Annotated in this window: 25 protein-coding genes and 1 pseudogene; 13 read left to right on the forward strand and 13 right to left on the reverse strand. The window is 70.9% G+C overall.

What is annotated here, in order from left to right:
* Positions 1 to 3: 3 nt before the first annotated feature.
* Positions 4 to 981: an NAD(P)H-quinone oxidoreductase gene (locus ACFY1H_RS00240; RefSeq protein WP_386943566.1), complete on the forward strand. Its 978-nt coding sequence runs from the start codon at positions 4 to 6 to the stop codon at positions 979 to 981.
* Here the strand turns inward: ACFY1H_RS00240 and ACFY1H_RS00245 are convergent.
* Positions 978 to 2177, reverse strand: coding sequence for a cysteine desulfurase-like protein (locus ACFY1H_RS00245; protein WP_366577276.1), 1200 nt, complete (start codon positions 2175 to 2177; stop codon positions 978 to 980). The genes ACFY1H_RS00240 and ACFY1H_RS00245 overlap by 4 nt on opposite strands.
* Before the next feature lie 112 nt (positions 2178 to 2289).
* On the opposite strand from ACFY1H_RS00245, the gene ACFY1H_RS00250 reads away from it, so the two are divergent.
* A complete protein-coding gene (locus ACFY1H_RS00250) occupies positions 2290 to 2859 on the forward strand; it encodes a bacterial proteasome activator family protein (RefSeq protein WP_366577274.1) in 570 nt (189 codons plus the stop codon).
* A 1015-nt stretch (positions 2860 to 3874) separates the two neighbouring features.
* On the opposite strand, the gene ACFY1H_RS00255 is transcribed toward ACFY1H_RS00250, so the two are convergent.
* From ACFY1H_RS00255 to ACFY1H_RS00265, 3 genes are all read right to left on the reverse strand, one after another.
* Positions 3875 to 5017, reverse strand: coding sequence for an epoxide hydrolase family protein (locus ACFY1H_RS00255; protein WP_386943568.1), 1143 nt, complete (start codon positions 5015 to 5017; stop codon positions 3875 to 3877).
* A gap of 138 nt (positions 5018 to 5155) precedes the next feature.
* Positions 5156 to 6127 (reverse strand): spore coat protein, encoded by a 972-nt coding sequence (locus ACFY1H_RS00260; protein WP_386943570.1) that lies wholly within the window; start codon positions 6125 to 6127, stop codon positions 5156 to 5158.
* Entirely contained in the window at positions 6124 to 6870 is a 747-nt protein-coding gene (locus ACFY1H_RS00265) for a cytidylyltransferase domain-containing protein (RefSeq protein ID WP_386943571.1), read from the reverse strand. Before ACFY1H_RS00265 ends, ACFY1H_RS00260 begins: the two co-directional genes overlap by 4 nt.
* Positions 6871 to 6923: 53 nt before the next feature.
* Between ACFY1H_RS00265 and pseB the strand changes: the two genes are divergently transcribed.
* Together pseB and ACFY1H_RS00275 are read left to right on the forward strand one after the other, a co-directional pair.
* A complete protein-coding gene (gene pseB / locus ACFY1H_RS00270) occupies positions 6924 to 7907 on the forward strand; it encodes a UDP-N-acetylglucosamine 4,6-dehydratase (inverting) (protein ID WP_364044034.1) in 984 nt (327 codons plus the stop codon).
* Positions 7900 to 9036 (forward strand): DegT/DnrJ/EryC1/StrS family aminotransferase, encoded by a 1137-nt coding sequence (locus ACFY1H_RS00275; RefSeq protein ID WP_386943573.1) that lies wholly within the window; start codon positions 7900 to 7902, stop codon positions 9034 to 9036. The genes pseB and ACFY1H_RS00275 overlap by 8 nt, the downstream gene beginning before the upstream one ends.
* Here the strand turns inward: ACFY1H_RS00275 and ACFY1H_RS00280 are convergent.
* From ACFY1H_RS00280 to ACFY1H_RS00300, 5 genes and pseudogenes are all read right to left on the reverse strand, one after another.
* Entirely contained in the window at positions 8940 to 9431 is a 492-nt protein-coding gene (locus ACFY1H_RS00280) for a DUF4345 domain-containing protein (RefSeq protein WP_386943575.1), read from the reverse strand. The two genes, ACFY1H_RS00275 and ACFY1H_RS00280, sit on opposite strands and share 97 nt — an antisense overlap.
* Positions 9432 to 9441: 10 nt before the next feature.
* Complete coding sequence (pseI, locus tag ACFY1H_RS00285; RefSeq protein WP_366577264.1) at positions 9442 to 10491, reverse strand: pseudaminic acid synthase; 1050 nt, start codon at positions 10489 to 10491, stop codon at positions 9442 to 9444.
* Positions 10492 to 10593: 102 nt separating this feature from the next.
* A pseudogene (locus ACFY1H_RS00290) lies at positions 10594 to 10986 on the reverse strand (GNAT family N-acetyltransferase); the annotation flags it as partial.
* The gene (locus ACFY1H_RS00295; RefSeq protein WP_366577260.1) at positions 10983 to 11429 is read right to left on the reverse strand and encodes a hypothetical protein; all 447 of its coding nucleotides are present in this window, start codon (positions 11427 to 11429) and stop codon (positions 10983 to 10985) included. The pseudogene ACFY1H_RS00290 and the gene ACFY1H_RS00295, both read right to left, overlap by 4 nt.
* A 34-nt stretch (positions 11430 to 11463) precedes the next feature.
* On the reverse strand, positions 11464 to 12093 hold the full coding sequence (locus tag ACFY1H_RS00300; protein WP_386944811.1) for a hypothetical protein: 630 nt from the start codon (positions 12091 to 12093) through the stop codon (positions 11464 to 11466).
* Positions 12094 to 12237: 144 nt separating this feature from the next.
* Here ACFY1H_RS00300 and ACFY1H_RS00305 point away from each other — a divergent pair, with 144 nt between their 5' ends.
* From ACFY1H_RS00305 to ACFY1H_RS00315, 3 genes are read left to right on the forward strand one after another with little or no spacing between them, the layout of a single operon-like run.
* Positions 12238 to 13203 carry an ABC transporter permease gene (locus tag ACFY1H_RS00305; protein WP_366577258.1) on the forward strand — a complete coding sequence of 322 codons (966 nt, stop codon included), beginning with the start codon at positions 12238 to 12240 and terminating at the stop codon, positions 13201 to 13203.
* A gap of 3 nt (positions 13204 to 13206) precedes the next feature.
* Positions 13207 to 14022 carry an ABC transporter ATP-binding protein gene (locus tag ACFY1H_RS00310; protein ID WP_366577256.1) on the forward strand — a complete coding sequence of 272 codons (816 nt, stop codon included), beginning with the start codon at positions 13207 to 13209 and terminating at the stop codon, positions 14020 to 14022.
* Positions 14022 to 14930: a glycosyltransferase family 2 protein gene (locus ACFY1H_RS00315; RefSeq protein ID WP_366577254.1), complete on the forward strand. Its 909-nt coding sequence runs from the start codon at positions 14022 to 14024 to the stop codon at positions 14928 to 14930. Before ACFY1H_RS00310 ends, ACFY1H_RS00315 begins: the two co-directional genes overlap by 1 nt.
* Positions 14931 to 14983: 53 nt before the next feature.
* On the opposite strand, the gene ACFY1H_RS00320 is transcribed toward ACFY1H_RS00315, so the two are convergent.
* The 3 genes from ACFY1H_RS00320 to ACFY1H_RS00330 are packed head-to-tail and all read right to left on the reverse strand — an operon-like array spanning position 14984 to position 17285.
* Positions 14984 to 16081, reverse strand: coding sequence for a hypothetical protein (locus ACFY1H_RS00320; RefSeq protein ID WP_366577252.1), 1098 nt, complete (start codon positions 16079 to 16081; stop codon positions 14984 to 14986).
* Positions 16078 to 16506 (reverse strand): hypothetical protein, encoded by a 429-nt coding sequence (locus ACFY1H_RS00325; protein ID WP_366577250.1) that lies wholly within the window; start codon positions 16504 to 16506, stop codon positions 16078 to 16080. The genes ACFY1H_RS00320 and ACFY1H_RS00325 overlap by 4 nt, the downstream gene beginning before the upstream one ends.
* A 32-nt stretch (positions 16507 to 16538) precedes the next feature.
* Positions 16539 to 17285, reverse strand: coding sequence for an ESX secretion-associated protein EspG (locus ACFY1H_RS00330; RefSeq protein WP_366577248.1), 747 nt, complete (start codon positions 17283 to 17285; stop codon positions 16539 to 16541).
* A 135-nt stretch (positions 17286 to 17420) separates the two neighbouring features.
* Between ACFY1H_RS00330 and ACFY1H_RS00335 the strand changes: the two genes are divergently transcribed.
* The 6 genes from ACFY1H_RS00335 (at position 17421) to ACFY1H_RS00360 (ending at position 22252) form a co-directional block, all read left to right on the forward strand.
* A complete protein-coding gene (locus ACFY1H_RS00335) occupies positions 17421 to 17663 on the forward strand; it encodes a hypothetical protein (protein WP_366577246.1) in 243 nt (80 codons plus the stop codon).
* Between the two features lie 154 nt (positions 17664 to 17817).
* The gene (locus tag ACFY1H_RS00340; protein WP_366577244.1) at positions 17818 to 18345 is read left to right on the forward strand and encodes a ribbon-helix-helix protein, CopG family; all 528 of its coding nucleotides are present in this window, start codon (positions 17818 to 17820) and stop codon (positions 18343 to 18345) included.
* A 75-nt stretch (positions 18346 to 18420) separates the two neighbouring features.
* On the forward strand, positions 18421 to 19263 hold the full coding sequence (locus tag ACFY1H_RS00345) for a DUF4097 domain-containing protein (RefSeq protein ID WP_386943579.1): 843 nt from the start codon (positions 18421 to 18423) through the stop codon (positions 19261 to 19263).
* Between the two features lie 27 nt (positions 19264 to 19290).
* Positions 19291 to 20241, forward strand: coding sequence for an ATP-binding cassette domain-containing protein (locus tag ACFY1H_RS00350; protein WP_366577239.1), 951 nt, complete (start codon positions 19291 to 19293; stop codon positions 20239 to 20241).
* Positions 20238 to 21038, forward strand: coding sequence for an ABC transporter permease (locus ACFY1H_RS00355; RefSeq protein WP_386943581.1), 801 nt, complete (start codon positions 20238 to 20240; stop codon positions 21036 to 21038). Before ACFY1H_RS00350 ends, ACFY1H_RS00355 begins: the two co-directional genes overlap by 4 nt.
* 17 nt (positions 21039 to 21055) lie before the next feature.
* On the forward strand, positions 21056 to 22252 hold the full coding sequence (locus tag ACFY1H_RS00360) for a cytochrome P450 (protein ID WP_386943583.1): 1197 nt from the start codon (positions 21056 to 21058) through the stop codon (positions 22250 to 22252).
* Here ACFY1H_RS00360 and ACFY1H_RS00365 read toward each other — a convergent pair.
* Entirely contained in the window at positions 22249 to 23262 is a 1014-nt protein-coding gene (locus ACFY1H_RS00365) for an acyl-CoA dehydrogenase family protein (RefSeq protein ID WP_386943585.1), read from the reverse strand. The two genes, ACFY1H_RS00360 and ACFY1H_RS00365, sit on opposite strands and share 4 nt — an antisense overlap.
* Between the last annotated feature and the right edge of the window lie 43 nt (positions 23263 to 23305).

Genomic DNA, 23305 nt, shown 5'->3' on the forward strand with positions numbered 1-23305 from the left:
CGCATGTACGCGATCACGACCCGCGAACCCGGCGGTCCCGAAGTTCTCGAGTGGACCGAAGTCCCCGACCCCGGCCCCGGCCCCGGTGAAGTGCTGCTCGACGTGGCCGCCAGCGCCGTCAACCGAGCGGACCTGCTGCAGCGCCAGGGCAACTACCCGCCGCCGCCCGGGTCGAGCGAGACGATCGGCCTCGAGTGCTCAGGCACGATCGCCGAGCTGGGCGAGGGCGTCGAAGGCTGGCAGGTCGGCGACGAGGTGTGCGCGCTGCTCGCGGGCGGTGGCTACGCCGAGCGCGTGGTCGTGCCCGCCGGCCAGCTGCTGCCCGTGCCCGGCGAGGTCGAGCTGCTCGCGGCGGCCGGGCTGCCGGAGGTCGCGTGCACGGTGTGGGCCAACGTCGTGATGCACGCGAAGCTCGCCGAAGGCCAGACGCTGCTGGTCCACGGCGGCGCGGGCGGCATCGGCACCCACGCGATCCAGGTCGGCAAGGCGCTCGGCGCGACCGTGGCCGTCACCGCGGGTTCGGCGGAGCGGCTCGAACGCTGCCGCCAGCTCGGCGCCGACATCACGATCAACTACAAGGAGCAGGACTTCGTCGAGGTCATGCACGCCGAGGCCAAGGGCGCCGACGTCATCCTCGACAACATGGGCGCGAAGTACCTGCAGCGCAACGTCGACGCGCTGCGCGCCGACGGCCGGCTCGTGATCATCGGCATGCAGGGCGGGATCAAGGGCGAGCTGAACATCGGCAGCCTGCTCGGCAAGCGCGCGAGCGTCTTCGCGGCCGGGCTGCGGTGGCGTCCGCTGGAGCAGAAGGCCGAGGTCGTCGCGTCGGTGCGCGAAGGGCTGTGGCCGCTGGTGGAGAACGGCTCCGTGAAGCCGATCATCGGCCAGGTCGTGCCGATGGCCGAGGCGGCTTCGGCGCACCGGATGCTCGAAGAGGGTTCGGTGTTCGGGAAGATCCTGCTGGCCGCGAAGTCCTAGCGGAGCTCTTCGAGCACCCGCACCAGCTGGTTGATCTCGAAGACGTTGGAGTAGTGCGCGAGCCCGATGCGCACTGCTCCACCGACTTCGCCCACGCCGAGCGACGCGAAAACGCCGGCCGAGCCGTCGTCGGCGAAGGCGCAGAGGCCTTGCGACGCCAGGTACTCCGCGACTTCCGGCGATTTCTTGCCCTGCACGGCGAACGCGAGCGCGGGGATGCGGCGCATGGCGTCGCCGATCACCATCACGTGCCGCAGCGAGCGCAGCTCCGTGGACAGCTGCGCGAGCAGGCCCGCGTGGTACGACTTGGCGGAGCCGAGGGACGTCACGAGTCTTTCGCGGCGCGAGCCGGCGGCGGCGTCGTCGAGGCCGGCGAGGTAGTCGATCGACGCGACGAGCCCCGCGAGCAGCGGGTACGCGTGGGGACCGAGCTCGAGGCGCGCGGCGCCGCGGGCGGCCGGGTCGAGCGAGGCGGACGGGATGCGTTCGAGCATCTCGGGGTCGCGGAACACGAGCGCGCCCACCGACGGCCCGCCCCAGGCCTGTGCGGAGACGACCATGACGTCGGCGCCGAGCTCTTGCAGGTCCAGGGGAACGAACGGCGCCGCGTACGTCGCGTCCACCACCACGAGCGCGCCGACGCGCTTGGCGAACTCGATGACCGTGGGGACGTCGGGGCGCGTGCCGACCGAGCCCGAGGCGAGCGTGACCGTGACGGCCTTGGTGCGCGCGGACACGAGGTTCTCGTACTGCCACGCGGGCAGCTCGCACGTCTCGATGTCGATCTCGCCCCAGCGCACGACCGCGCCCACGCGCTTCGCGGCGCGCTGCCACGGCGCGAGGTTCGCCTCCTCGTCGAGCCGGGACACGACGACCTCGTCGCCGATCGTCCAGCGCTCGGCGAGCGCGTCGACGAGGCGGCGCAGCATCACCGGCGCGCTCGGTCCGAGCACGACGGCGGCCGGGTCCGCCCCGACCAGATCTGCCACTGCCCGCCGGGCCGCGGTGACAATGCTCTCCGCGCGCTGAGAGGCCGGAAACGCTCCGCCCGGCCCGGAAACCGGGGCACGCATGGCCGTCGAAACGGCCGAAGCGACCTGTTCCGGGACCAGCATTCCGGCGGCGCCGTCGAAGTGAATCCAGCCGTCACCCAGCGCGGGGAACAACCCACGGATACGAGCGACGTCGAACGCCATGGTGACACCGTACGGACGTGCGGTTTAGCGGTTACCGCGGGGTTGGGTCCGGGCCGCCGGATGACGCTAGGCTCGGACGCGACCGCCAGCGATTTCTGATTGGGATGAGCCCATGAGCGAGCCGAACTACCGGCAGACTTCCGACGCCGAGTCGACCCCCCACGTGGTGGTCGTCGGCCCCGACGGGGTCCCGGTCGGCGCTGTTCCCACGGCCACGCCCGAGGGCGACGAAGCCGCCGGTGAGCTGGTCGAAGAGCCGGCCAAGGTGATGCGCATCGGGACCATGATCAAGCAGCTCCTGGAGGAAGTCCGCGCGGCACCGCTCGACGACGCCAGCCGGAACCGGGTGCGCGAGATCCACCAGAACTCCGTGCGCGAACTGCAGGAGGCCCTGGCGCCCGAGCTGCGCGAGGAGCTGCAGCGCCTGGTGCACCCGTTCACCGACGACTCGACCCCGTCGGACGCCGAACTGCGGATCGCGCAGGCTCAGCTGGTGGGCTGGCTGGAGGGCCTCTTCCACGGCATCCAGACCGCCCTGTTCGCCCAGCAGATGGCAGCGCGGGTCCAGCTGGAGCAGATGCGCCGCGGCCTGCCCGCGGGCTCGTCGGGCGCGGTGATGCCGGGCGGGCCCGGCGCTGAGGGCCAGCGGCCTGGGATCAGTGGGACTGGGCAGTATCTGTGAGGTCTTGCTCTCCGCGGCTTTGAGCCGTGGGTGATGAGGGGATCGTTCGTGCGCTGAGTGGCGTGGGGGCGGTCCCTTCTTTGCTGTTTGGGGGTTTGGGGGCTTTCGGGCGGTTGGTTGGTGGTCGCGAACGGTCGTTTCGTGCCCTCGCTTGCCGCGCGACCGGTCCCCTCGCGCCGCGCGGGTCGGCCGCGAAGCGCCCGCTCGAACCGGCACTCCAGCGCGAACGGTCCCAGCGCGCCACCAGCTGAACGCGACAGGTCACAGCGCGCCGCCGGCTGAACGCGAACCGTCCCGCCGCGCCGGCAATCGAGCGCGAACCGCACCCTCGCGCCGCTGAATGAGTGCGGCCGGTCTGTCCGCCACCGATCGAACGCGAGGGGATCGGTCACGCCGGCCAGCACGAACCGTCCCGCCGTGCCACGGTGTGGTCGCGAAGGGTGCCCTCGCGCCGCCGCCGGAGCACGACCGGCCCCCTCACACCGCGCGGGCGACCGCGAACGGCCCGCTCGATCCGGCGCCGCCGCGCGAACGGTCCCACCGCACCGGAACCCGAGCGCGAACCGTCCCTTCGCGCCATCAAGTAGGTGCGAACAGTCCCCTCGCGCCGCCGAATAGGTACGAACAGTCCCCTCGTGCCGCTTTCCCAACACGAGCGGCCCTTCCGTACCCGGCCGCTGGCGCGAAAGGTCCCCTCACCGCCACAACCCTGGTGTGAACCGTCCCTTCGCGCCGCCAGATGTGCGAGTGGTCCCGCCGCGCCACCGCGCGATCACGAAACGTCCCTTCGCGCCGCCGGATGAAGGCGAACGGTCCTCTCGTGCGGGCCAGCCGAGTGTGAGGGGACCAGTTGTGCCGGTGGGCGTGAGCGGTCCCGCCGTGCCATCGCGTGGTCGCGAAAGGTCCCCTCGCGCTGCGGGTCCGGCGCGAAACGTCCCCTCGCGCCGCCGAATGGGCGTGAAAGGTCCCCTCGCGGCGGCGGGTCGAGCGCGAAGGGACCGTCCGCACCCCCAGCTCAGAGGCTCCCGAAGAACTTCCGGATGTCGCCGATCAGGGCGTCCGGTTGTTCGAGGGCTGGGAAGTGGCCGCCGGCCGGAAACGCTGACCAGTGGACGATGTGGTCGGTGCGTTCGGCGAGGGGGCGTAGAGGCAGGCCGATGTCGTCGGGGAACACGGCGACGCCGGTGGGGACGGTGGAGGTGGGGAGGGGCGCGCCCCAGGGGCCTTCGAGGGCGGCGTAGATGCGGGCGGACGAGTTGGCCGTGCCGGTGAACCAGTAGATCGCGACGTCGGTGAGGAGGTCGTCGCGGTCGATGAGGTCGTGGGGGGTGTTGGAGAAGGAGCGGAACTTTTCCGCGATCCACGCGAGTTGGCCGGCGGGCGAGTCGGTGAGGCCGTACGCAAGCGTTTGCGGCTTGGTGGACTGGATGATCGCGTAGCCGGTTCCGGTGTGCTGGAAAGCGCGGGACTTCGCCAACGACCGTTCGCCCAGCGAAAGGTCGGCGCCGGTCAAGCCCGCCAGGTCCGACTCCGAGCGGGCGACGGCGGTGGGCAGCATCGTGACGTGCACGCCGAGGACGCGCGAAGGGAACTGCACGCCGAGCTCGCGGGAGATCAGGGCGCCCCAGTCGCCGCCGTGGGTGCCGAAGCGGTCGTAGCCGAGGGTGGTCATCAGCGAAGCCCACGCCCGCGCGCCGCGGGCCGGGCCCCAGGCGCGGTCGCGCGTCGGGCCGGAGAAGCCGAAGCCGGGGATCGACGGGACGACCACGTGGAACGCTTCGCGCGGGTCCCCGCCGTACGCGCGCGGGTCGGCGAGCGGTCCGATCACGTCCAGGAACTCCACGATCGACCCGGGCCAGCCGTGCGTCAACAGCAGCGGCGTGGCCCCCTCCTCGGGCGACCGGACGTGGAGGAAGTGCACGTTCTCGCCATCGATGGTGGTGGTGAACTGCGGAAACGCGTTGATCCGCTCCTCGGCCGCCCGCCAGTCGAACCGCAGGCGCCAGTGCTCCGCCAGGTCCTTCACCTCGTCCACCGGAATCCCCAGCTCCCACCCGACGCCCTCGGGCTGGTCCGGCCAGCGCGTCCGGGCGAGCCGTTCGCGCAGGTCGTCGAGGTCGGCTTGCGGGACATGAACTCGGAAGGGGGTGAGGTTCATGCCGAAAACGCTAGAACCCCTCGAGGACAGATCCCGCCCTCAATCACCGAATCGCGGACCCGGGAGGACCTCAGCCGACAAGGTCGTCGAGCGCCTCCGCCACCAACCGCCGTTCCTCGGGATCGACGTTCATTCCGATCACAGCGAGGCGATGACGTCGAGGACCCGGTCCGCGCCGAGTCCGTCCACAGTAGACCCCGCAGCGGAGGACAAAGAGGACCGCAAACCGGCGTCCGTCAACAGGGAACCCAGCGCGGAAACCACTTCGGGCAGCCGATCCTCCAACCAGCCCGCCTCGCCCAACCCCACGGCCAGGCCCAGATCCACAGCAGCCCGGTAGCCCGGGGCCTGGTTGTCCACCAGCTGCACCGCCGCCGTCGGGATGCCGAGGCAGCAGAGTTCCAGGAAGGTGACGCCGGTGGCGCTGACGGCGACGTCGGTGGTGGCCAGGAGGTCGAGCAGGCCCGGGTGCGGCGCGGTGACCCGGAGGGACTGGCCGTCCGACAAAACCGGCAACACCGGCTCGCCGCGGACGAGGGCGTCGGCGGCGAAGGGCTCACCGGTGGCGGCGAGGGCGCGGAGCAGCACGCTGACCGTGCCTGACCATTCGGCGCCGCCGCCCAATACGACCGTGACGTGCAAAGGCGCGGAAGAAACAGCGGAGCGTCGTGCCCGAGCCGCCAAGACCCCCGAGCGCAGCGCCGTGTATTCGACGCCCCGAAGCAGCATGCCGGAACCATCCGCCGGGCGAGGCGCGGGCGAAAACCCGGCGTCCACCACGACATCCGCGGGCCGGCGGCCGAAAGTGTCGTCCTCAAGGGACACGAGCAGAGCGCCCGCGTCGTTGACCTCGCCGCGCACGTCGCCCAGCGAGTAGTGGTCCACGAGGACCGCGTCGAAGCCGGCGGCCAGGGAAGCCCAGTCGGAAACCGGCAAAAACGGCACCGAAAGCGCGGCGAAGCGGGAGGCCAGCCATTCGGCGTTGTCCGTGGCGCCCGCGAACGAGACGTCCCAGCCGCGGGCGACGGCGCGCTCGGCGTAGGCCACGACGCGCGCGATGTGGCCCGCGCCGATCACCGGGGACGCGTCGGCGCGGAGCAGGAGCTTCACTGGCCGAGCTTCTTCTGCTCGACGTGCGCGTTCAACGCCACCAGGTCCGGCCGGGAACGCAGCAGCGAAACCACCGAACGCCAGGACGCCGGCTCATCACCCAGAACCGAAACCACGGCCTCGAGCAGGTCCCAGTCCTCCGGGGTGTCGAGGGTGACACGCAGGTCGTCGGCGGCCGGGCTCACCACGACGCCCGTGCAGGAGTACCGCGAGGGCTGCCGGTAGATCGCCGACGTCACGTGCTCGCGGTCGGGGCCCTCGGCAGTCTCCACCTGCTCCGCGAGCACCGCAGCCCGCACCAACTCCGCGTCGAAGCCGCGCGGCAGCGTCCGCACGAGGGTGGTGCTGACGTAGTCCAGAGACGGCTCCGCGCGCCACACCGCCGCCAGCCGGCCGATCAACGCGGGGTCGAGCAGCGGGCAGTCGGCGGTGAGCCGGATCACGGCGTCGGCCGGGTAGGCGGCCAGGGCCACGCCGAAGCGCGCCACGACGTCGTCGAGCGGGCCGCGCGCGACCAGGGCGCCACACCGTGCGGCCTCTTCGGCGACGGCGTCGTCGTCGGGCGCGTCCGAGGTGGCGACCACCACCTGGTCCACACCGGGAGCGGCGGCCGCCGCACGGACGACCCAGCCGAGGACACTGCGCCCGGCCAGGGGACGGAGCACCTTGCCCGGCAGGCGCGTCGAGGAGGACCGGGCCTGGATCACGGCGTTGACGCCGAGGCCTTCACGCATGGGTGACATGATGGCCTGCGGCAACGCGCCAGAACCAAGAACCCCAACCGCGGAGGTCGTCGATGTCCGAGCTGGATGGTTCCAGCATCCTGCTCACCGGCGGGACCGGCTCGTTCGGCAAGGCGTTCATCACCCACGCCCTCGCCGAGCTGAACCCCAGCCGGCTGGTCGTGCTCTCCCGCGATGAGCTCAAGCAGTACGAAGCCCGGCAGCTGTTCAACGACGACCCGCGGCTGCGCTGGTTCATCGGTGACGTCCGCGACCGCCGCCGGCTCGAGCGCGCCATGCACGGCGTCGACTACGTCGTGCACGCCGCGGCGCTCAAGCAGGTGGACACCGGTGAGTACAACCCGTTCGAGTTCGTCCAGACCAATGTGATGGGCTCGCAGAACGTCATCGAGGCCGCGATCGACACCGGCGTGAAGAAGGTCGTGGCGCTCTCGACCGACAAGGCGTCGAGCCCGATCAACCTCTACGGCGCCACGAAGCTGTGCGCCGACCGGATGTTCATCAGCGGCAACCACTACGCGGCCGCGCACGTCACGCGGTTCTCCGTGGTGCGCTACGGCAACGTGATGGGCTCGCGCGGCAGCGTGATCCCGTTCTTCCGCAAGCTCGCCGAGCAGGGCGAGTCGCTGCCGATCACGCACAAGGACATGACGCGGTTCTGGATCACGCTGCCGCAGGCCGTGCAGTTCGTGGTGGACTCGTTCGACCAGATGCACGGCGGTGAACTGTACGTGCCGCGGATCCCGAGCATGCGGCTCGTCGACCTCGCGCAGGCCATCGCGCCGGGTTCGCCGATGCACGAGGTGGGCGTGCGGCCGGGCGAGAAGCTGCACGAGGAGATGATCGCCCCCGACGACGCGCGCCGGACCGTGCAGCTGCCCGATCGGTACGTCGTGCAGCCGCACCTGGCGGGCTGGGGCTACGAGGCGCCCGCCGACGGCAAGCCGATGCCCGAAGGGTTCGCGTACCGCTCGGACACCAACGACCTGTGGCTCGAAGCGGACGAACTTCGCAAGCTGGTCGAGCAGTATGCCTGACTTTCTTCCCTACGGCCGCCAGTCCGTCACCGACGACGACATCGCCGCCGTCACCGAGGTCCTGCGCGGAGACTGGCTCACGACCGGTCCCGCCGTCGCGCGGTTCGAGGCCGACCTGGCCCTGCACACGGGCGGCGTCCCGGCCGTCGCGGTGACCTCGGGGACGGCCGCGCTGCACGTCGCGTACGCGGCGGCTGCCGTCGGGCCGGGTGACGAGGTCGTGGCGTCGCCGATGACGTTCGTGGCCACCGCCGCCACCGCCGCACTGCACGGCGCGAAGGTGGTATTCGCCGACGTCGAGCCCGACACCGGAAACCTTTCCGTCGCCGCGGCCGCCGCTGCGGTGACCAGCCGCACGAAGGTCGTGGCAGCCGTCGACTACGCCGGCCACCCCGCCGAGCTCGACGCGCTGGCCGAGGTCGCGCACAACGCAGGCGCACTCCTGCTGGAAGACGCGGCGCACTCCGTGGGCGGCAGCTGGCAGGGCCGCCCGGTCGGCTCGCTCGCCGACCTGACCACGTTCTCGTTCTTCCCCACCAAGAACCTCACCACGGCCGAGGGCGGCGCCGTCGTCACCGCTTCGCCGGAGCTGCTGGGCCGCGCCCAAGCCTTCCGCAACCACGGCCTGGTGCGCGACAAGACGAAGCAGCGCTACCCGGACGAAGGCGGCTGGCACCAGGAGGTGCACGAGTTCGGCCTGAACTACCGCCTGCCCGACGTGCTGTGCGCCCTGGGCAGCAGCCAGCTCACGCGCTTGGCCGAGTTCAAGAAGCGCCGCGCCGAAATCCACGCGCGCTACAACGCGGCCCTGGCCGACGTCGACGGCGTCCTCACCCCGCCCGCACGCCCCGGCGCCGACCCCGTCTGGCACCTCTACCCGCTGCGCGTCCTCGACGGCCACCGGCGTGCGCTGTTCGACCACCTGCGCGGCCTGGGCATCGGCGTGCAGGTCAACTACATCCCCGCCTACTGGCACCCGGTCTTCGAGGACCTCGGCTACCGCCGCGGCCTGTGCCCGAACGCCGAGGCGTACTACGAGCAGGAGCTGTCGCTGCCGCTCTTCCCGTCCCTGACGGACGCGGATGTGGACCGGGTTGTGGACGGGGTGCGGAGCTTCTTCGGGGTCTGAGCTGCACCGCGCATCACCACCGCGTGCCACACCATCACCAGCGGCACCACGACCAGCTCCAGCACGATCGCGGCCCGGAACACCGGGTGCGGCGCACCCACGCGCCGGGCCGAGATCAGCCGCGGTACCCCGCCGACGGCGGCGGTGCCGAGGACAACCCGGGTGGTCGCCGCGCGTTTTTCCGGGTGACGCAGCGACCACCAGAGCGCGAGGCCCGCCGCGGTCCAGAACGTGTTGACGAAGCGGTATTCGCTGTCGACGCTCGGCGCGGCAGGTGCACCGCCCGGGGCGCGGGAAGGACCGCCCAGGATGCCGGTCAGGCCGCTGGCGACGGGGATCGCCCCGAGGACGCCGAGGGTGGTCAGCAGTGCTGTGCGGGACTTGGCTCGGGCCATGCGGCCGAGACTAGATCAGGTCCCAGGTCAAAGCGGTGCCTTTTGCCGCGTCCACGCGGAAGGTGCGGCCCAGGACGTTCGTGATCTCCGCCGGTGCCAGGCCGCCGGCGGGGCGGATGGACCGGACGTTCGCCGGCGTCACCTCGTCGCCCGCGCGGACGTCTGCCACGACGTACAGGGAGCGGCGCAGGCGGAGGCCTTCCTTCTCGCTCTCGCGCGGGCCGATCACCGGGCGGCCGAGGGCTTCCCACGCGCGGTGGCTCTCCACGACGAGCGCGGCCAGCTCGGCCGGCTCCAGCGAGAACTCCGAGTCCACGCCACCGTCGGCGCGGGCGAGCGTCACGTGCTTCTCGATCGCCACGGCGCCCAGCGCGACGGCGGCCAGCGGCGCGCCGATGCCCGGCGTGTGGTCGGACAGGCCGACGAGCGTGCCCGTGACGCCGGCGAGCACCGGCAGGCCGCGCAGGTTGCTTTCGGACGGCGAGGCCGGGTAGCTGGCGGTGCAGCCGAGCACGATGAGCTGGTCGTTGCCGGCGGCGCGAGCGGTCTGCACGGCCGCGTCGATCTCCGCGATGCTCGCCATGCCCGTCGAGATGACGAGCGGCTTGCCGGTGCGGGCGCACAGATCGATCAGCGGCAGGTCGACGATCTCCGAAGACGCGATCTTGTACGCCGGCACGTCCAGCGACTCCAGCAGCTCGACCGCCGTCGGGTCGAACGGGCTGGAGAACGCCTCAAGGCCGCGCGAGCGGGCGCGCTCGAAAATCGGTTCGTGCCATTCCCACGGGGTTTGGGCCTTTTCGTACAGCTTGTACAAGTTTTCCCCGCCCCACAAGGAATGTCCGTCGCCGATGCGGAAGGCGGGGCCGTCGACGTCGATCGTGATCGTGTCGGGGCGGTAGGTCTGCAGCTTCACCGCCTGCGCGCCGGTGTCGGCGATGGCGTCGACGATCGCGAGCGCGCGGTCGAGGTCGCCGTTGTGGTTGCCGGACATCTCGGCGATGACGAACGGCGGCCGGTCCGGGCCGAGCGTGTGGGCGCCGATGCGGACTTCGGACATGGGTGGCGTCCTCCCGGTGGTGCGCGTGCGGGTCACCCCCCGAGTCTTGCGCAGCCACCGGAAGCCGTCCTCGGCGGGCGCCGACTCGACGTATCCGGCGCGCTCGAACAACGCCGCCGAAGCCGCGTTGTCCTGGTGCACGGCCGCAAGGATCACGCGCACGTCCTCACGCTCGATGAGCACTCGTTCGCCGAGGGTGAGCACGTCGCGGGAAAGTCCCCGACCACGGCTCGCCGGAGCGAGCGTGATGCTGACTTCCCACTCCCCCGGCCGTTCCCGGTCGAACCGCACCGTGCCCACAGGCCCGTCGGCGTCGGAAACGACCAGCAGCAGCCGGTCCGGCGAAGCCAGCACGCCACGCAGCCACCGCAGGTGGTCGGCGAGCGCGATCACGCCGCTGGACCGCGACGCCTCCCGCGTGCGCGGGTCGTTGCGCCAGGCCAGCAGCAGCTCGGCGTCGGCCTCGGTGGCCTCGCGAGCCGCGAGCGGGCTCACGGGGCCGACGGCGCCAGGCGGTTGTCCTCGAGGCGGCGCAGCCGGTCCTCGTAACGCGCGATGCCGGCGAGCCGGACGCGGATCTGCGCGTGCTGGCGCTGGATCTCCTCGATCAGCGACCGCGACTCGGCGATCTCGGCGCTGTCGGCGCGCGGGGTGAGCACCATCGACTCCCGCAGCGTCTCGAGCTGCGCTTCCTGCGCGGCGATGTGCGGGATGATGCGGTCGAGCTCGGCGCGCGTCCAGAGCAGGTCGCCCCGGGCGTGCTCGAGGCTCGACTCCGCCGCGTCGAGCCGGCGCCGGTGGTCGGCGGTCGCGTGCTCGAGGTCGTTCACGCGGTGGTTCAGGTCGCGGACCGTGTCGCGCATGCGCTCTTCGATGCGGAAGTCGATGAGCCGGGCGATCCGGTTGATGAAGCCGGAACGGAGTTTCTGGACTGCCATGGGGACGGTTCCTTCGGGATTCGGAAAAACTGGGTCAGCGCAGCAGAACGATGTCGCCGGACCGGGTCCACGAGTCCAGCAGCCTGCCCTCGGCCGCGATCTGGTGCTCGGGACCCACGATGCAGGAATCGCCGGCGGCGTGCTCCCACGACGTCTGGTTCGGGTTGTCGATGAACGAGAACCCGGTGAGGACCAGCTGCGCATCCGGGAACGACGTGCGCGCGATCCACGCCGCGAGCGTGCCGGTGGTCGACCACGTCGACTCCGTGCGCGTCGGCAGGCCGAGCGCGTCGGACAGCGGCAGCACGACCTCGCGGTTGGGCACCGGCACGAACCCCAGGTCGGCGGGCCACCAGCCCGGCAGCGCCTCCGGTTCCCAGTGCAGCCGGCCCGGCTCCACCAGCAGGTACAGCCTGCTGCGGTAGTCACGGAAAACGTGGCGAGTGGCCCGCACGGCGCGGTTTAAGACCACCGCGTGGACCTTGCGCCCGGTCACGTCCGGACCTTCCGGCTCGTCGACGACGAAACCGTTGACGCGGATCACGAGATCGCAGTCGTCCACGGCCTTGGCCCGAGCCGGGTCCGGGCCCAATGGCTGGTTGCCGACGACCGCGACCGATTTGGGGTCGGGACGATCGGCGTACGCCGCGAGGAGATCGACCATCAAGCTCGCCGCACCGAGAGCAGCAGTCATGGGGCAAGAAACTACCAGGACACACCGTGTGTCCGGTGCGGCCTCGACAGGTCGGGCGCCCGCGTGGGCCGGGGCGTCCCGAGGACGAGACCTCCGATCGGTACCCTCGTCCACGTGCATGCCACCAGCACGGTTCACGTAGCCGAACCCGAGGTCTCGATGCCGATGCCCCCTGCGTCGGACCGCAAGACGTTCTCCAGGGCGATCACCGACATCAAGGAGGGTCTCGCAGCCCGCGAGCTGTGGACCCACCTTGGCTGGCAGGACATCAAGCAGCGGTACCGCAGGTCCGTGATCGGTCCGTTCTGGATCACGATCAGCCAGGGCGTGATCGCGCTCGGGCTGGGCTTGCTGTATTCGCAGCTGTTCAACACGCCGATCCAGGTGTTCCTGCCGTACCTGTCGACGGGTTTCATCATCTGGGGCTTCATCCAGGGCTGCCTGAGTGAAGGCATGGAGACGTTCATCGCGAACGAGGGGATGATCAAGCAGCTCCCCGCGCCGCTGAGCGTCTACGTGCTCCGCACCGTCTGGCGCCAGACCCTGATGCTCGCGCACAACATGGTCGTGTACGTCGTACTGCTGATCATCTTCTTCGGTGCGCTGAACCAGCCGTACTCACTGGGTACCGAGCCGGGCTACCCCGAGGGAGCGTGCGCGCCGGATCTGTACTGCCACCCCGGCCTGAGCTGGAACATCTTCCTCGCCATCCCGGGCTTCGTGCTGCTCGGGCTCACCGCGTGCTGGGCCGCGCTGCTGCTGGGCATCATCTCGACGCGTTTCCGCGACATCCCGCAGGTGATCAACTCCCTGATCCAGCTGCTGTTCTACGGCACGCCGATCGTCTGGCCGGTCGACCAGCTCCTCGCGGGCGGCTCGCGCGACAGCGTTTCCTGGGCGCTGCCGTTCATCAAGGCCAACCCGCTCTACCACTACATGCAGGTGGTGCGCGCGCCGCTGATCGGGCAGACCGTGGGATGGACCAGCTGGGTCGTGGTGGGTGCCATCACGATCGTCGGCTGGGGACTCGCGCTCGTGGTCATGCGCAACTACCGCTCTCGCGTCTCGTATTGGGTGTGACACATGGTCAGCATTGACGTCCACAACGCGTTCGTCGACTTCCCGATCTTCGACGCCAAGACGCGGTCGATGAAGAAGCGCGTGCTCGGCAAGGTCGGCGGCAGGATCGGCACCGAGCAGAAGGTGCCGATCATCGAGGCGCTGCACGACGTGACGCTGCAGCTGCGCGAAGGCGACCGCGTGGGCCTGGTCGGCCACAACGGCGCCGGCAAGTCCACGCTGCTGCGCCTTCTGGCGGGCATCTACGAGCCCACCCGCGGCTCAGCCCGGATCGCCGGCAAGATCGCCCCGGTCTTCGACCTCGGCATCGGCATGGACCCGGAGATCTCCGGCGAGGAAAACATCATCATCCGCGGCCTCTTCCTCGGCATGACCGCCAAGGAGATGGAGAAGCGGGTCGACGACATCGCGGAGTTCACCGAGCTCGGCGACTACCTGCAGATGCCGCTGCGCACGTACTCGACGGGTATGCGCGTGCGGCTGGCGCTGGGTGTCGTCACCTCGATCGACCCCGAGATCCTGATCCTCGACGAGGGCATCGGCGCGGTCGACGCGGCGTTCCTCAACAAGGCCCGCGACCGCCTCAAGGACCTGGTGAAGCGCTCCGGCATCCTGGTTTTCGCGAGCCACTCCGACGAGTTCCTCTTCGAGCTGTGCGACTCCGCGATCTGGATGGACGAGGGCCACCTCAAGCAGCAGGGTTCGCTGCGCGAGGTCCTCACCGGCTACAAGGGCCGCGACCCGTTCGAGAACATGAGCCAGGAAGGCCTGGAGCGGCTCGGCATCGAGCCCGTGGGCACGAAGAACGGCGGGGAATGATGACCAGCGAGACCCAGCAGCTGCCCGAGGGCGCCGTCGTCGGCGTGGTGGTGACGCGCCACCGTCGTGAGCTGCTCGCGGACTCGCTGAAGATCATCGCGGCGCAGACGCGGCCGGTCGACCACCTCGTGGTGGTCGACAACGGCCCGGACCAGTCGGCGCGGGACGTCGTCGAGGCGTACCCGCTGCCGTACACGTACCTGCCGTCGCACCGGAACCTCGGTGGCGCCGGCGGGTTCGCGCTCGGCATGCTCCACGCGCTCGCCCTCGGTGCCGAGTGGGTCTGGCTCGCCGACGACGACGGCCGTCCCGCCGACGAGCACGTGCTGCAGATCCTGTTGGAGGAAGCCGAAAAGCGCGGCCTCGCGGAGATCTCGCCGGTGGTGGCGAACATCAACGCGCCGGCCAAGCTCGCGTTCCCGTTGCGGCGCGGACTGACGTGGAAGCGCTCGTCTGCGGAGCTGGGCACGGACTTCCTGCCGGGCATCGCGTCGCTCATGAACGGCGCGTTGTTCCGTTCGTCCACTTTGGACGTCACAGGCGTGCCGGACCTGCGCCTGTTCTTCCGCGGCGACGAGGTGGAGCTGCACCGCAGGCTCGTGCGCTCGGGCCTGCCGTTCGGCACGTCGCTGCGCACGACCTACCTGCACCCCGACGGCTCGGACGAGTTCAAGCCCATGCTGGGCGGGAAGTTCCACGCGCAGGACCCGGAGAACGAGGTCAAGCGCTACTACACCTACCGCAACCGTGGTTACCTGCTCTCGCAGCCGGGCATGCGCAAGATCGGTGCCCTGGAAGTGATCCGCTTCGGCTTGTACTTCGTGGGCGTGAAGCGCGACCCGAAGGCGTTCCTGCAGTGGCTGAAGCTGGTGCGCCAGGGCCGGGCGGAGAAGTTCTACCGGTACTGACGAACTCACGAAAACGGGCCCTCGACCAGTTCGAGGGCCCGTTTTTCGTAGGTCTACTCCCCGATCACGGGCGGAGCGGCACGAAGGTCGGCGCCGTACTCGTCGTCTTCGTCCACATGGGAGAAGAAGCGCGAGCCGTCCGCTTCGTCCTCTTCGTAGCGAGCGGCCCCGCCGCCCATCCCCATGCCCATGCCGGCCCGTGCGGGCGCGCCGCTGAGGCCACCCGCGGCAGCCGGTGCGGCGCCTTCTCCCGGGCCGAAGCTGCCGCCACGGCTGAACTTGGACTGGTACTCCTCGTCGGCGCCGAAGCCGCCGCCGGCGGCACCCATACCGCCGCCCATCGGCATCGCACCCATGGGCATGCCGCCGGCGCCCGAAGCGCCCGCGGCACCGGCCTGCTGCTGGCCCGCCGCGGGCTCGAAGCTCGACGCCGTGGTGGCCGTGTTGGGGGCGGGCGGCATGTGGCCGGAGCCCGTGATCTGGCTCGGCGCCGCCGAAACCTGGCCGCCGGAGTCGGAGCCACCGCCGCCGTGGTGGTCCGTGGAGGTCGCGGCGGGGAGGACGGCCGAAGCCGTGGACACGCTGCCCGCGCCGAACTTCGGCGGGTCCGCGAACACCGGCTGCTTCGACGCGGCCGCGTACAGCGAGTGGTCGTAGTCCGACATCGTCTGCGCGGCCTGCTCGTGCGCCGACTGGCTGGCCTGCTGCTTCTTCAGCGACTGGTCGACGGTGTCGCCGAGGTCGAACGGCCCGGCCGAGGTCCAGTGCGCCATCTCGTCGGTCCAGTCGAACGGGATCGGCTCGGTCATCGCGTTGCGCGCGTGCTGCGCGGCCGTGCCCTGGTCGTCGACGGTCTGCGCGGCGAGCTTCGCGTTCTGCGCCGTGGCGTCGGCCCACGAGCCGAGCGTGGCGAAGTAGGCCTGCGCGCTCTCGGCCGCGGTGCCCTCCCACGAGCCCTTGGACTTGTTCACGGCCTCGGTCAGCTGCGTCGCGAAGTCGTCGAAAGCCTTGGTGACCTCGGTGTAAGCCGCGGAGACGTCGGCGACCTGCTTCGGGTCGAGGTTCATGGTCACGAACTGCTGGAGCTGCTCGTGGGTGTGGCCGAGGTAGTCGGCGTCGGACGGCTCGAGCCCCGGCTGCGGCGCGGTCATGCGAGGTCCCCCGTCTTGTGGGCGGCGTGCGCGTCGACGGCGCTGTCCTCACCGGTGCGGTAGACGCCGCCGGCACGGGCGAGGGCCTCGTCGGCCTGCGTCAGCACGTCACGGAACTGCCCCAGGACCGACCGGACGGACCCGGTGTCCTGCGAGGCGGCCTTGAGGTCGTGGGCCGCGACCGCGTGCCCGTACGGGTGGCTCCCGAGCTGCGGGGCCTGGTCCAGCGCGGCCGTGGAACCGGTCAGCCGGTCCACGCGCGTCACCATGTCGGACAGCGCCTGGCGCAGCCCCTCGAGCGCTTCACCGGAGATGCTGAAGCTGCCCGACTTCGCGGCGTTCACGAGTTTCGTCGTCTCGGCCGCGGCAGCAGCGACGGCCTTCGGGTCCAGGCCGGCGACCTGTCCCGGCTCCACCAAGGTCATGACCCGAAGTCTACTGACGACACCGGCCGCGGTCAGGCGTTTGCGGAATACGCCTCCAGCTGCGTGAACAGCTGCTGGGCGAGGCGGTTGTTGTCGGCGGGCGCGTAGGTGAGCCAGCGCTGCCCGTCGTCGGCGACGCGGGTGCTGAGCAGGTAGCGGCCCAGCTCCGTGTCGAACCAGACGAGCGGCGGCTGCGCGCCGATCGTGAACTGCCCGACCCGAAGCCGGGGCTTCTCGAAGATCCGCTCGACGGACCTGAGCTGCGGGTTTCGCGGGGCGCTCGACGCGGCGAACGGGTCGTACCCGTCGCGACGGGGCTGCTTCGCCGGGCGCGTGATCGTCACGGACTGGCCGGGCGCGGCGGCGCCGGGCGGCAGAAGGTCGACCAGCGCCGGCACGAGACCGGTCGGGCGGATCTGCTCGAAGACGAACATGCCGTCGTCCTGCTTCACCAGCACGGCCTGGTCGCCGGTGGACGCGACGCGGGCGAAGAGCTGCCCCGCGCCCTGTTGCCGACCGTCGAGCTGCGCCGTCGCGGTGACGGCGAGCCGGCCGCGGGCGAACGTGGTGAGCGCCAGCTCCAGGTCGTCGTCGAGGTAACCGCGGTGCACCAGCCCCCGGTTGTCGAGGTCGCGCAGCACGGCGTCGCGCACGCCCGCGCGTTCCTGGCCGGTGATGCCGATGTGCGCCACCGAAAACGGGGCCGGCGTGCGGCCGAGACCCTGCCGCTCCAGCAGCAGGTCCACCGCCGCGGGTGACAACGTGAACGAGTACGGCATCGTCCGTCCCTAGGTCGGGTTTCCGCCACGAAACGCTAGCCGACGCCGCGCGGGCGCCGCACCCGGACCGGTGAAGTGCTCTGCTGTGCGCGAACCCGCTTGCCGCCGGTGATCGCGCGCTGGTGGCATGGAGTCATGGCTGATCCGAAACCCGCGCTCGTCCTGCACCTCTCCTCCGGTGGCGAACCGCTGATCTTCCCCATCACCACCGACGAATCCGCCGGCGTGGAGGAGAAGATCCCCGACCTGCTCAAGCACGGCGGGGTCCACTCCGTGCGGACGCGCGACGGCAACACCGTGTCGGTGAACTTCGTCCATGTGGCCGCCGCGTACGTCGACGATCTGAGCCGGAAGGGGAAGTTCGGGCTCTCGGTCTAGCCCGCCGTTCTGGGGGAGGTGCCACATCCAGGTCAGGGTCGAAACGGCCCTGACCTGTGCTTTTTCCACGTGAGCGCACTTGAGTGCCACCCTTGGCACAAATCTGAGCCACTTTGGCATTGCGGTGGTGCCACCCGTGTGCCATAGTTGTGCCATGGACTTGACCACGTACGTCAGCAACCTCGGGCGAGAGTTCGCCACGCTGGCCGAAGCCGGCGGCGAGGAATCGCGTGAGCTGGTCGAGCGGCTGACCGGGTCGCTCGAGTCGGCGATCCGGATGACGCTGCTGGACGCGCTGTCGGCCGCCGCCGACGAGATCACCCGCGACCTGGCTCCGGGATCCGTGGAGCTGCGCTTGCGTGGCCGCGATCCGCAGTTCGTCGTGACCACGCCGCCGGCCGAGCCGCTCGAGCTCGCGGCCGAAGACACGACCGCGGCCGCCACTGGGGAGAGCGAACTGCTCATCTCCGAAGACGGTCCCGCCGCACGCATCAACGTGCGCCTGCCCGAACAGCTCAAGGCCGCCGTCGAGGAGGCCGCGGGCAAGGAGGGGCGCTCCGTCAACGCCTGGCTGGTCCGGGCGGCCGCCACGGCCTTGCAGCGCACCGACCGCGACCAGCGCGTCGAGCCGCCGAGCAGCGGCAAGCGGACGAAGCAGAGCTTCACCGGCTGGGTCCGCTAACACCTTTCCGCATCACTTCACCTCACGTCCCTGACCTGCGGGGACGGTTCACCGACACAAGTTCTGGAGACAGCCATGCCCAAATTCGAAACCCCCGACCCGATCTCCGTCACCGTCGACCTCAGCGTCGGCGACGTGCAGATCTCCGCGAGCGACCGGCTCGACACCGTCGTCCACGTCCGCCCGAGCGACGAGAACGACGAGTCCGACGTGAAGGCCGCGCAGCAGGTCCGCGTCGACTACAGCAACGGCACGCTCACGGTCACCGGCCCGAAGCGCACGTTCGACTTCTCCCGCAAGACCCGCGCGGTCGACGTGACCATCGAGCTGCCCACCGGGTCCGCGGTGAACGCCGAACTGCAGGCGGGCGACTTCCGCAGCGCCGGCGTCCTCGGCGAGAGCCGGTTCAAGACCTCCGCCGGCAACGCGCGGATCGACCGCACCGGCCCGCTGCACCTGTCCACTTCGGCCGGTCACGTGACCGTCGACGGCGTGGCGGGCAACGCCGAGATCTCCACCGGCACCGGCAAGATCCGGATCGGCGAGATCGAGGGCACCGCGGTGGTCAAGAACTCCAACGGCGAGACCACGATCGGCTCCGTCGGCGGCGACGCGCGGGTGCGCTCGGCCAACGGCGACATCACCGTCGAGCGCGCGGGCGCCGGCGTCGACGCGAAGACGTCGGCCGGGCTCATCCGCCTCGGCGAGATCGTGCGCGGCGCGGTGACGCTCGAAACCTCCATGGGGGACCTGGAAATCGGGGTCGCCGAGGGCACCGCGGCCTGGCTTTCCGTGACGACCGGCTTCGGCCACGTGCGCAACCTGATGGAAAACGCCACCCGCCCCGAGGAAGCCGACGAGACCGTCGAGGTGCGCGGCCGCACCTCCTACGGCGACGTGATCATCCGCCGCGCCTGACTTTTTCTTTCCAGCGAAGGGGAAACCATGACCAGCAACCACGCCATCTCCGCCACGGGGCTGCGCAAGTCCTACGGCGACCACGTCGTGCTCGACGGCCTCGACCTCACTGTTCCGGAAGGCACCGTGTTCTCGTTGCTCGGCGCGAACGGCGCCGGCAAGACCACCGCCGTGAAGATCCTGTCCACGCTGATCAACGCCGACGCGGGCGACGTGCGGGTGGCCGGGCACGACCTCGTCCGCGAACCCGACGCGGTGCGCGCCGCGATCGGTGTCACCGGCCAGTTCTCCGCTGTGGACAACCTGCTCACGGGTGAGGAGAACCTGCTGCTGATGGCGGATCTCAACCACCTCGGCCGGGCCGACCGGCGCCGCCGCACCGCGCAGCTGCTGGAGCAGTTCGACCTCACCGAGGCGGGCAAGAAGCCGGCGTCGACGTACTCCGGCGGCATGCGGCGGCGGCTCGACCTGGCGATGACGCTGGTCGGCAGCCCGCGGCTGATCTTCCTGGACGAGCCGACCACCGGTCTGGACCCGCGCAGCCGTCGCAACATGTGGCAGATCGTCCGCGGCTTGGTGGCGGACGGCGTCACGATCTTCCTGACGACGCAGTACCTCGACGAGGCCGACGAGCTGGCCGACCGCATCGCGGTGCTCGACCATGGCCGGATCGTCGCCGAGGGCACCGCGGACGAGCTCAAGCGCCGCATCCCCGGCGGGCACGTCCGGCTGCGCTTCGCCGACCCGCGCGGCCTCGACGCGGCCGTGATCACGCTCGACGACGCGTCGCGCGACAACGACTCGCTCACCCTGCGCGTGCCCAGCGACGGCAGCCTGCGCTCGCTCAAGGCCCTCATCGGCCGGCTCGACGACCAGGCCATCGAGGTCGACGAGCTGTCCGTGCACACCCCCGATCTCGACGACGTTTTCCTCGCCCTCACCGGCAACCCCGCGAACGAGAAGGTGACGACCCGATGACTACCCTCACGGCCCCCGGCCTGAAGTTCCAGCCGCTGCGCGACTCGGCGACGATGCTGCGCCGCAACCTCAAGCACATGCTGCGCTACCCGTCGATGACGCTGATGCTCGTCGGGATGCCCGTGGTCTTCCTGCTGCTGTTCGTCTACGTCTTCGGCGGCACCATGGGCGCCGGAATCGGCGGCGGCCGCGAGACCTACGTGAACTACGTGGCGCCGGCGATCATCCTGATGACCGTGACGGCCACCGTCCAGGGCACGGCGATCTCGGTCGCGATGGACATGACCGAAGGCGTGATCGCCCGGTTCCGGACCATGCACATCGCCCGCGTCTCGGTGCTGACCGGACACGTGCTCGGCAGCGTGATCCAGGCGGCGTTCACCCTCGCCATCGTGATCGGCGTGGCCTTGCTCGTCGGCTTCCGCCCCACCGCCGGCCTCGGCGGCTGGCTGGCGACGGGCGGATTCCTGCTGGTGGTGACGTTTGCGCTCGTGTGGCTCTCGGTCGCGCTCGGCCAGGTCAGCAAGAGCGTCGAGACGGCCAGCAACCTGCCGATGCCGCTGATCCTGCTGCCCTTCCTCGGAAGCGGCTTCGTCCCCACCGACTCCATGCCCGCCGGCCTGCGCTGGTTCGCCGAGTACCAGCCGTTCACGCCGATCATCGAGACCCTGCGCGGCCTGCTGATGGACAAGCCGGTCGGCGACAACGCGTGGTTCGCACTGGGGTGGTGCGCGGTGATCGCGCTGGGCGGTTACTTGTGGTCGAAGCGGTTGTTCAACCGCGAATACGCCCACTGAGCCGGAAGGGACCCGAGATGACGCACCTGTCCGAACTGCCGACCGACCGTCCCGCCGGCTGTCCCTTCGACCCGCCCGCGGAGCTGGGCCCGATCCGCGAGCGGCACCCGGTGGTCCGCCTGACCTACCCCGACGGCCACGAGGGCTGGCTCGTCACCGGCTACGCGCAGGTCCGTGCGGTGCTGGCCGACCAGCGCTTCAGCTCCCGCTACGAACTGGCGCACTACCCGATGCCCGGTCTGGAGGGCATCGAGGTGCCACCCGCGACGCCTGGCGACCTGACCGGCGTCGACGACCCGGAGCACTCCCGCTACCGCAAGCTCCTGACCGGCCGGTTCACCGTCCGGCGGATGCGGCAGCTGACCGAACGCGTCGAGCAGGTCACCGCCGAGCACCTGGACGCGATGGCCCGGCAGGGGCCCGTGGTGGACCTGGTCCAGGCCTTCGCCCACCCTGTGCCCGCTGTGATGATCTGCGAGCTGCTGGGGGTGCCCTACGCCGACCGCGAGTCGTTCCAGGGCCACGCCGCCGCGGTGTCCGATGTGGACGCCGCTCCCGAAGAACGCTTCGCCGCGTACGGCAAGCTGCAGGAGTACGTCGCCCGGCTGGTCCCGGCCAAACGCGCCGAGCCGACCGACGACATCCTCAGCGAGCTGACCACCAGCGACCTCACCGACGAGGAGCTGGCCGGCCTCGCCACCTTCCTGCTGGGTGCCGGCCTCGACACGACCGCCAACATGCTGGCGCTGGGCACCTTCGCCCTGCTCCAGCACCCCGAGCAGCTCGCCGCGCTGCGCGCCGACCCGGACCTCGCCGACAAGGCCGTCGAGGAGCTGCTGCGGTACCTGAGCATCACGCACACCGGCGTGCGGGCGGCGCTGGAGGACGTCGAGCTCGACGGGCAGCTGATCAAGGCGGGCGAGTCGGTCACGCTGTCCGTGCAGGCCGGCAACCGCGACCCGCGGCGGTTCGCCGACCCCGACGCGCTCGACCTCAGCCGGGGCGGCCCCGGGCACCTGACGTTCGGCCACGGCATCCACCAGTGCCTCGGCCAGCAGCTGGCCCGCGTCGAGCTCCGCGTCGCATTGCCGGCGCTGGCCAGGCGCTTCCCGTCGCTGCGGCTGGCCGTCGCACCCGAGGACGTGCGGCTGCGGCCGGGGCACCAGAACATCTACGGCGTGCAGCGGCTGCCGGTCACCTGGGACCAGGGCTAGCGCCGGGCCAGGGCCAGCAGGCCGTCGCGGATTTCCGGGCGGCTGGCGGCCACCAGGAGGAACGTGGCCTCGCGCACCAGCCGGCCCGCGTGCTCGCCGGTGAGCACGGAGCGGCTGCCCGTGGCGGCCACGAGGGCGCCCGCGCTGCGGTAGGCCAGCTCGGCGCCGGCTGCGCGGGCGGCGGGGAGCGAGGCGGGGTCGGTGAGGCCCGAGTCCAGGCGGATGCGGATCTGCGACTGGTCGGCGCGCAGGGCGGCCGCCGTCTCGGTCCGGCCCAGGTCGGAGAGCAGGCGGGCACAGCGTTCGGACAGGCCGAGCGGGGCGCAGCCGTTGAGCCGCGACGCGAAGGTGTTCCCCGCGACGAAGTCGGCGTGCGAGACCTCGGCGAGCACGCGTTCGGCGGGTACGTAGTAGTCGTCCAGTCCGATTCGGACGGTCGAGGTCCCTTGTGCGGCAATCAGGCGTAGCGGACTGGCGTGAAGTCCGTGGCCCGCCACCGGCGCCACCACGGTCGTGACGACCGTGTCCTCGGGGGTCCGGCCCGAGAGCATCAGCAGATCGATCCCGCCCCACCCGCTCACGAACGGGGCCTCCCCGTCGAAGCGGAAGCCGTCGCTGACCCGCCGGGCCCGGGTTCGCGGCGGCGTCGGGATCACGCCGGCGTACGCGACGCCCGCCCGGACGGTGCCCTTGACCAGGTCGGCGAGGTACTGCGACCGCAGTGCGTCGTTGGCCGAACCGGACAGGGCGGCGACGAGGCCGTGGTGCTGGACCCAGGTGAACGTGGTGCTCAGGCACCCGCCGGCCAGCGTCTCGATCACGGCGACGAGCTCGGCCAGGCCCGCGCCGGGGCCGCCGACCTCGGGGGGCGCGGCGAGGCCGTAGAGCCCGGCCTCGGCCAGCGCGTCGAAGTGCGACCGCGGCACCTCGCCGCGCAGGTCGACCTGTGCGGCGGCGGGGAACAGCACGTCATCGGCGAGGGCCCGCGCTCGGGCGACGAGGTTCGACACAGAAATTAGGGTAACCTAACTTCGACGAAACGCCAGATACGAC

The sequence above is a fragment of the Amycolatopsis sp. NPDC001319 genome, assembly GCF_042896185.1.
Lineage (GTDB): Bacteria > Actinomycetota > Actinomycetes > Mycobacteriales > Pseudonocardiaceae > Amycolatopsis.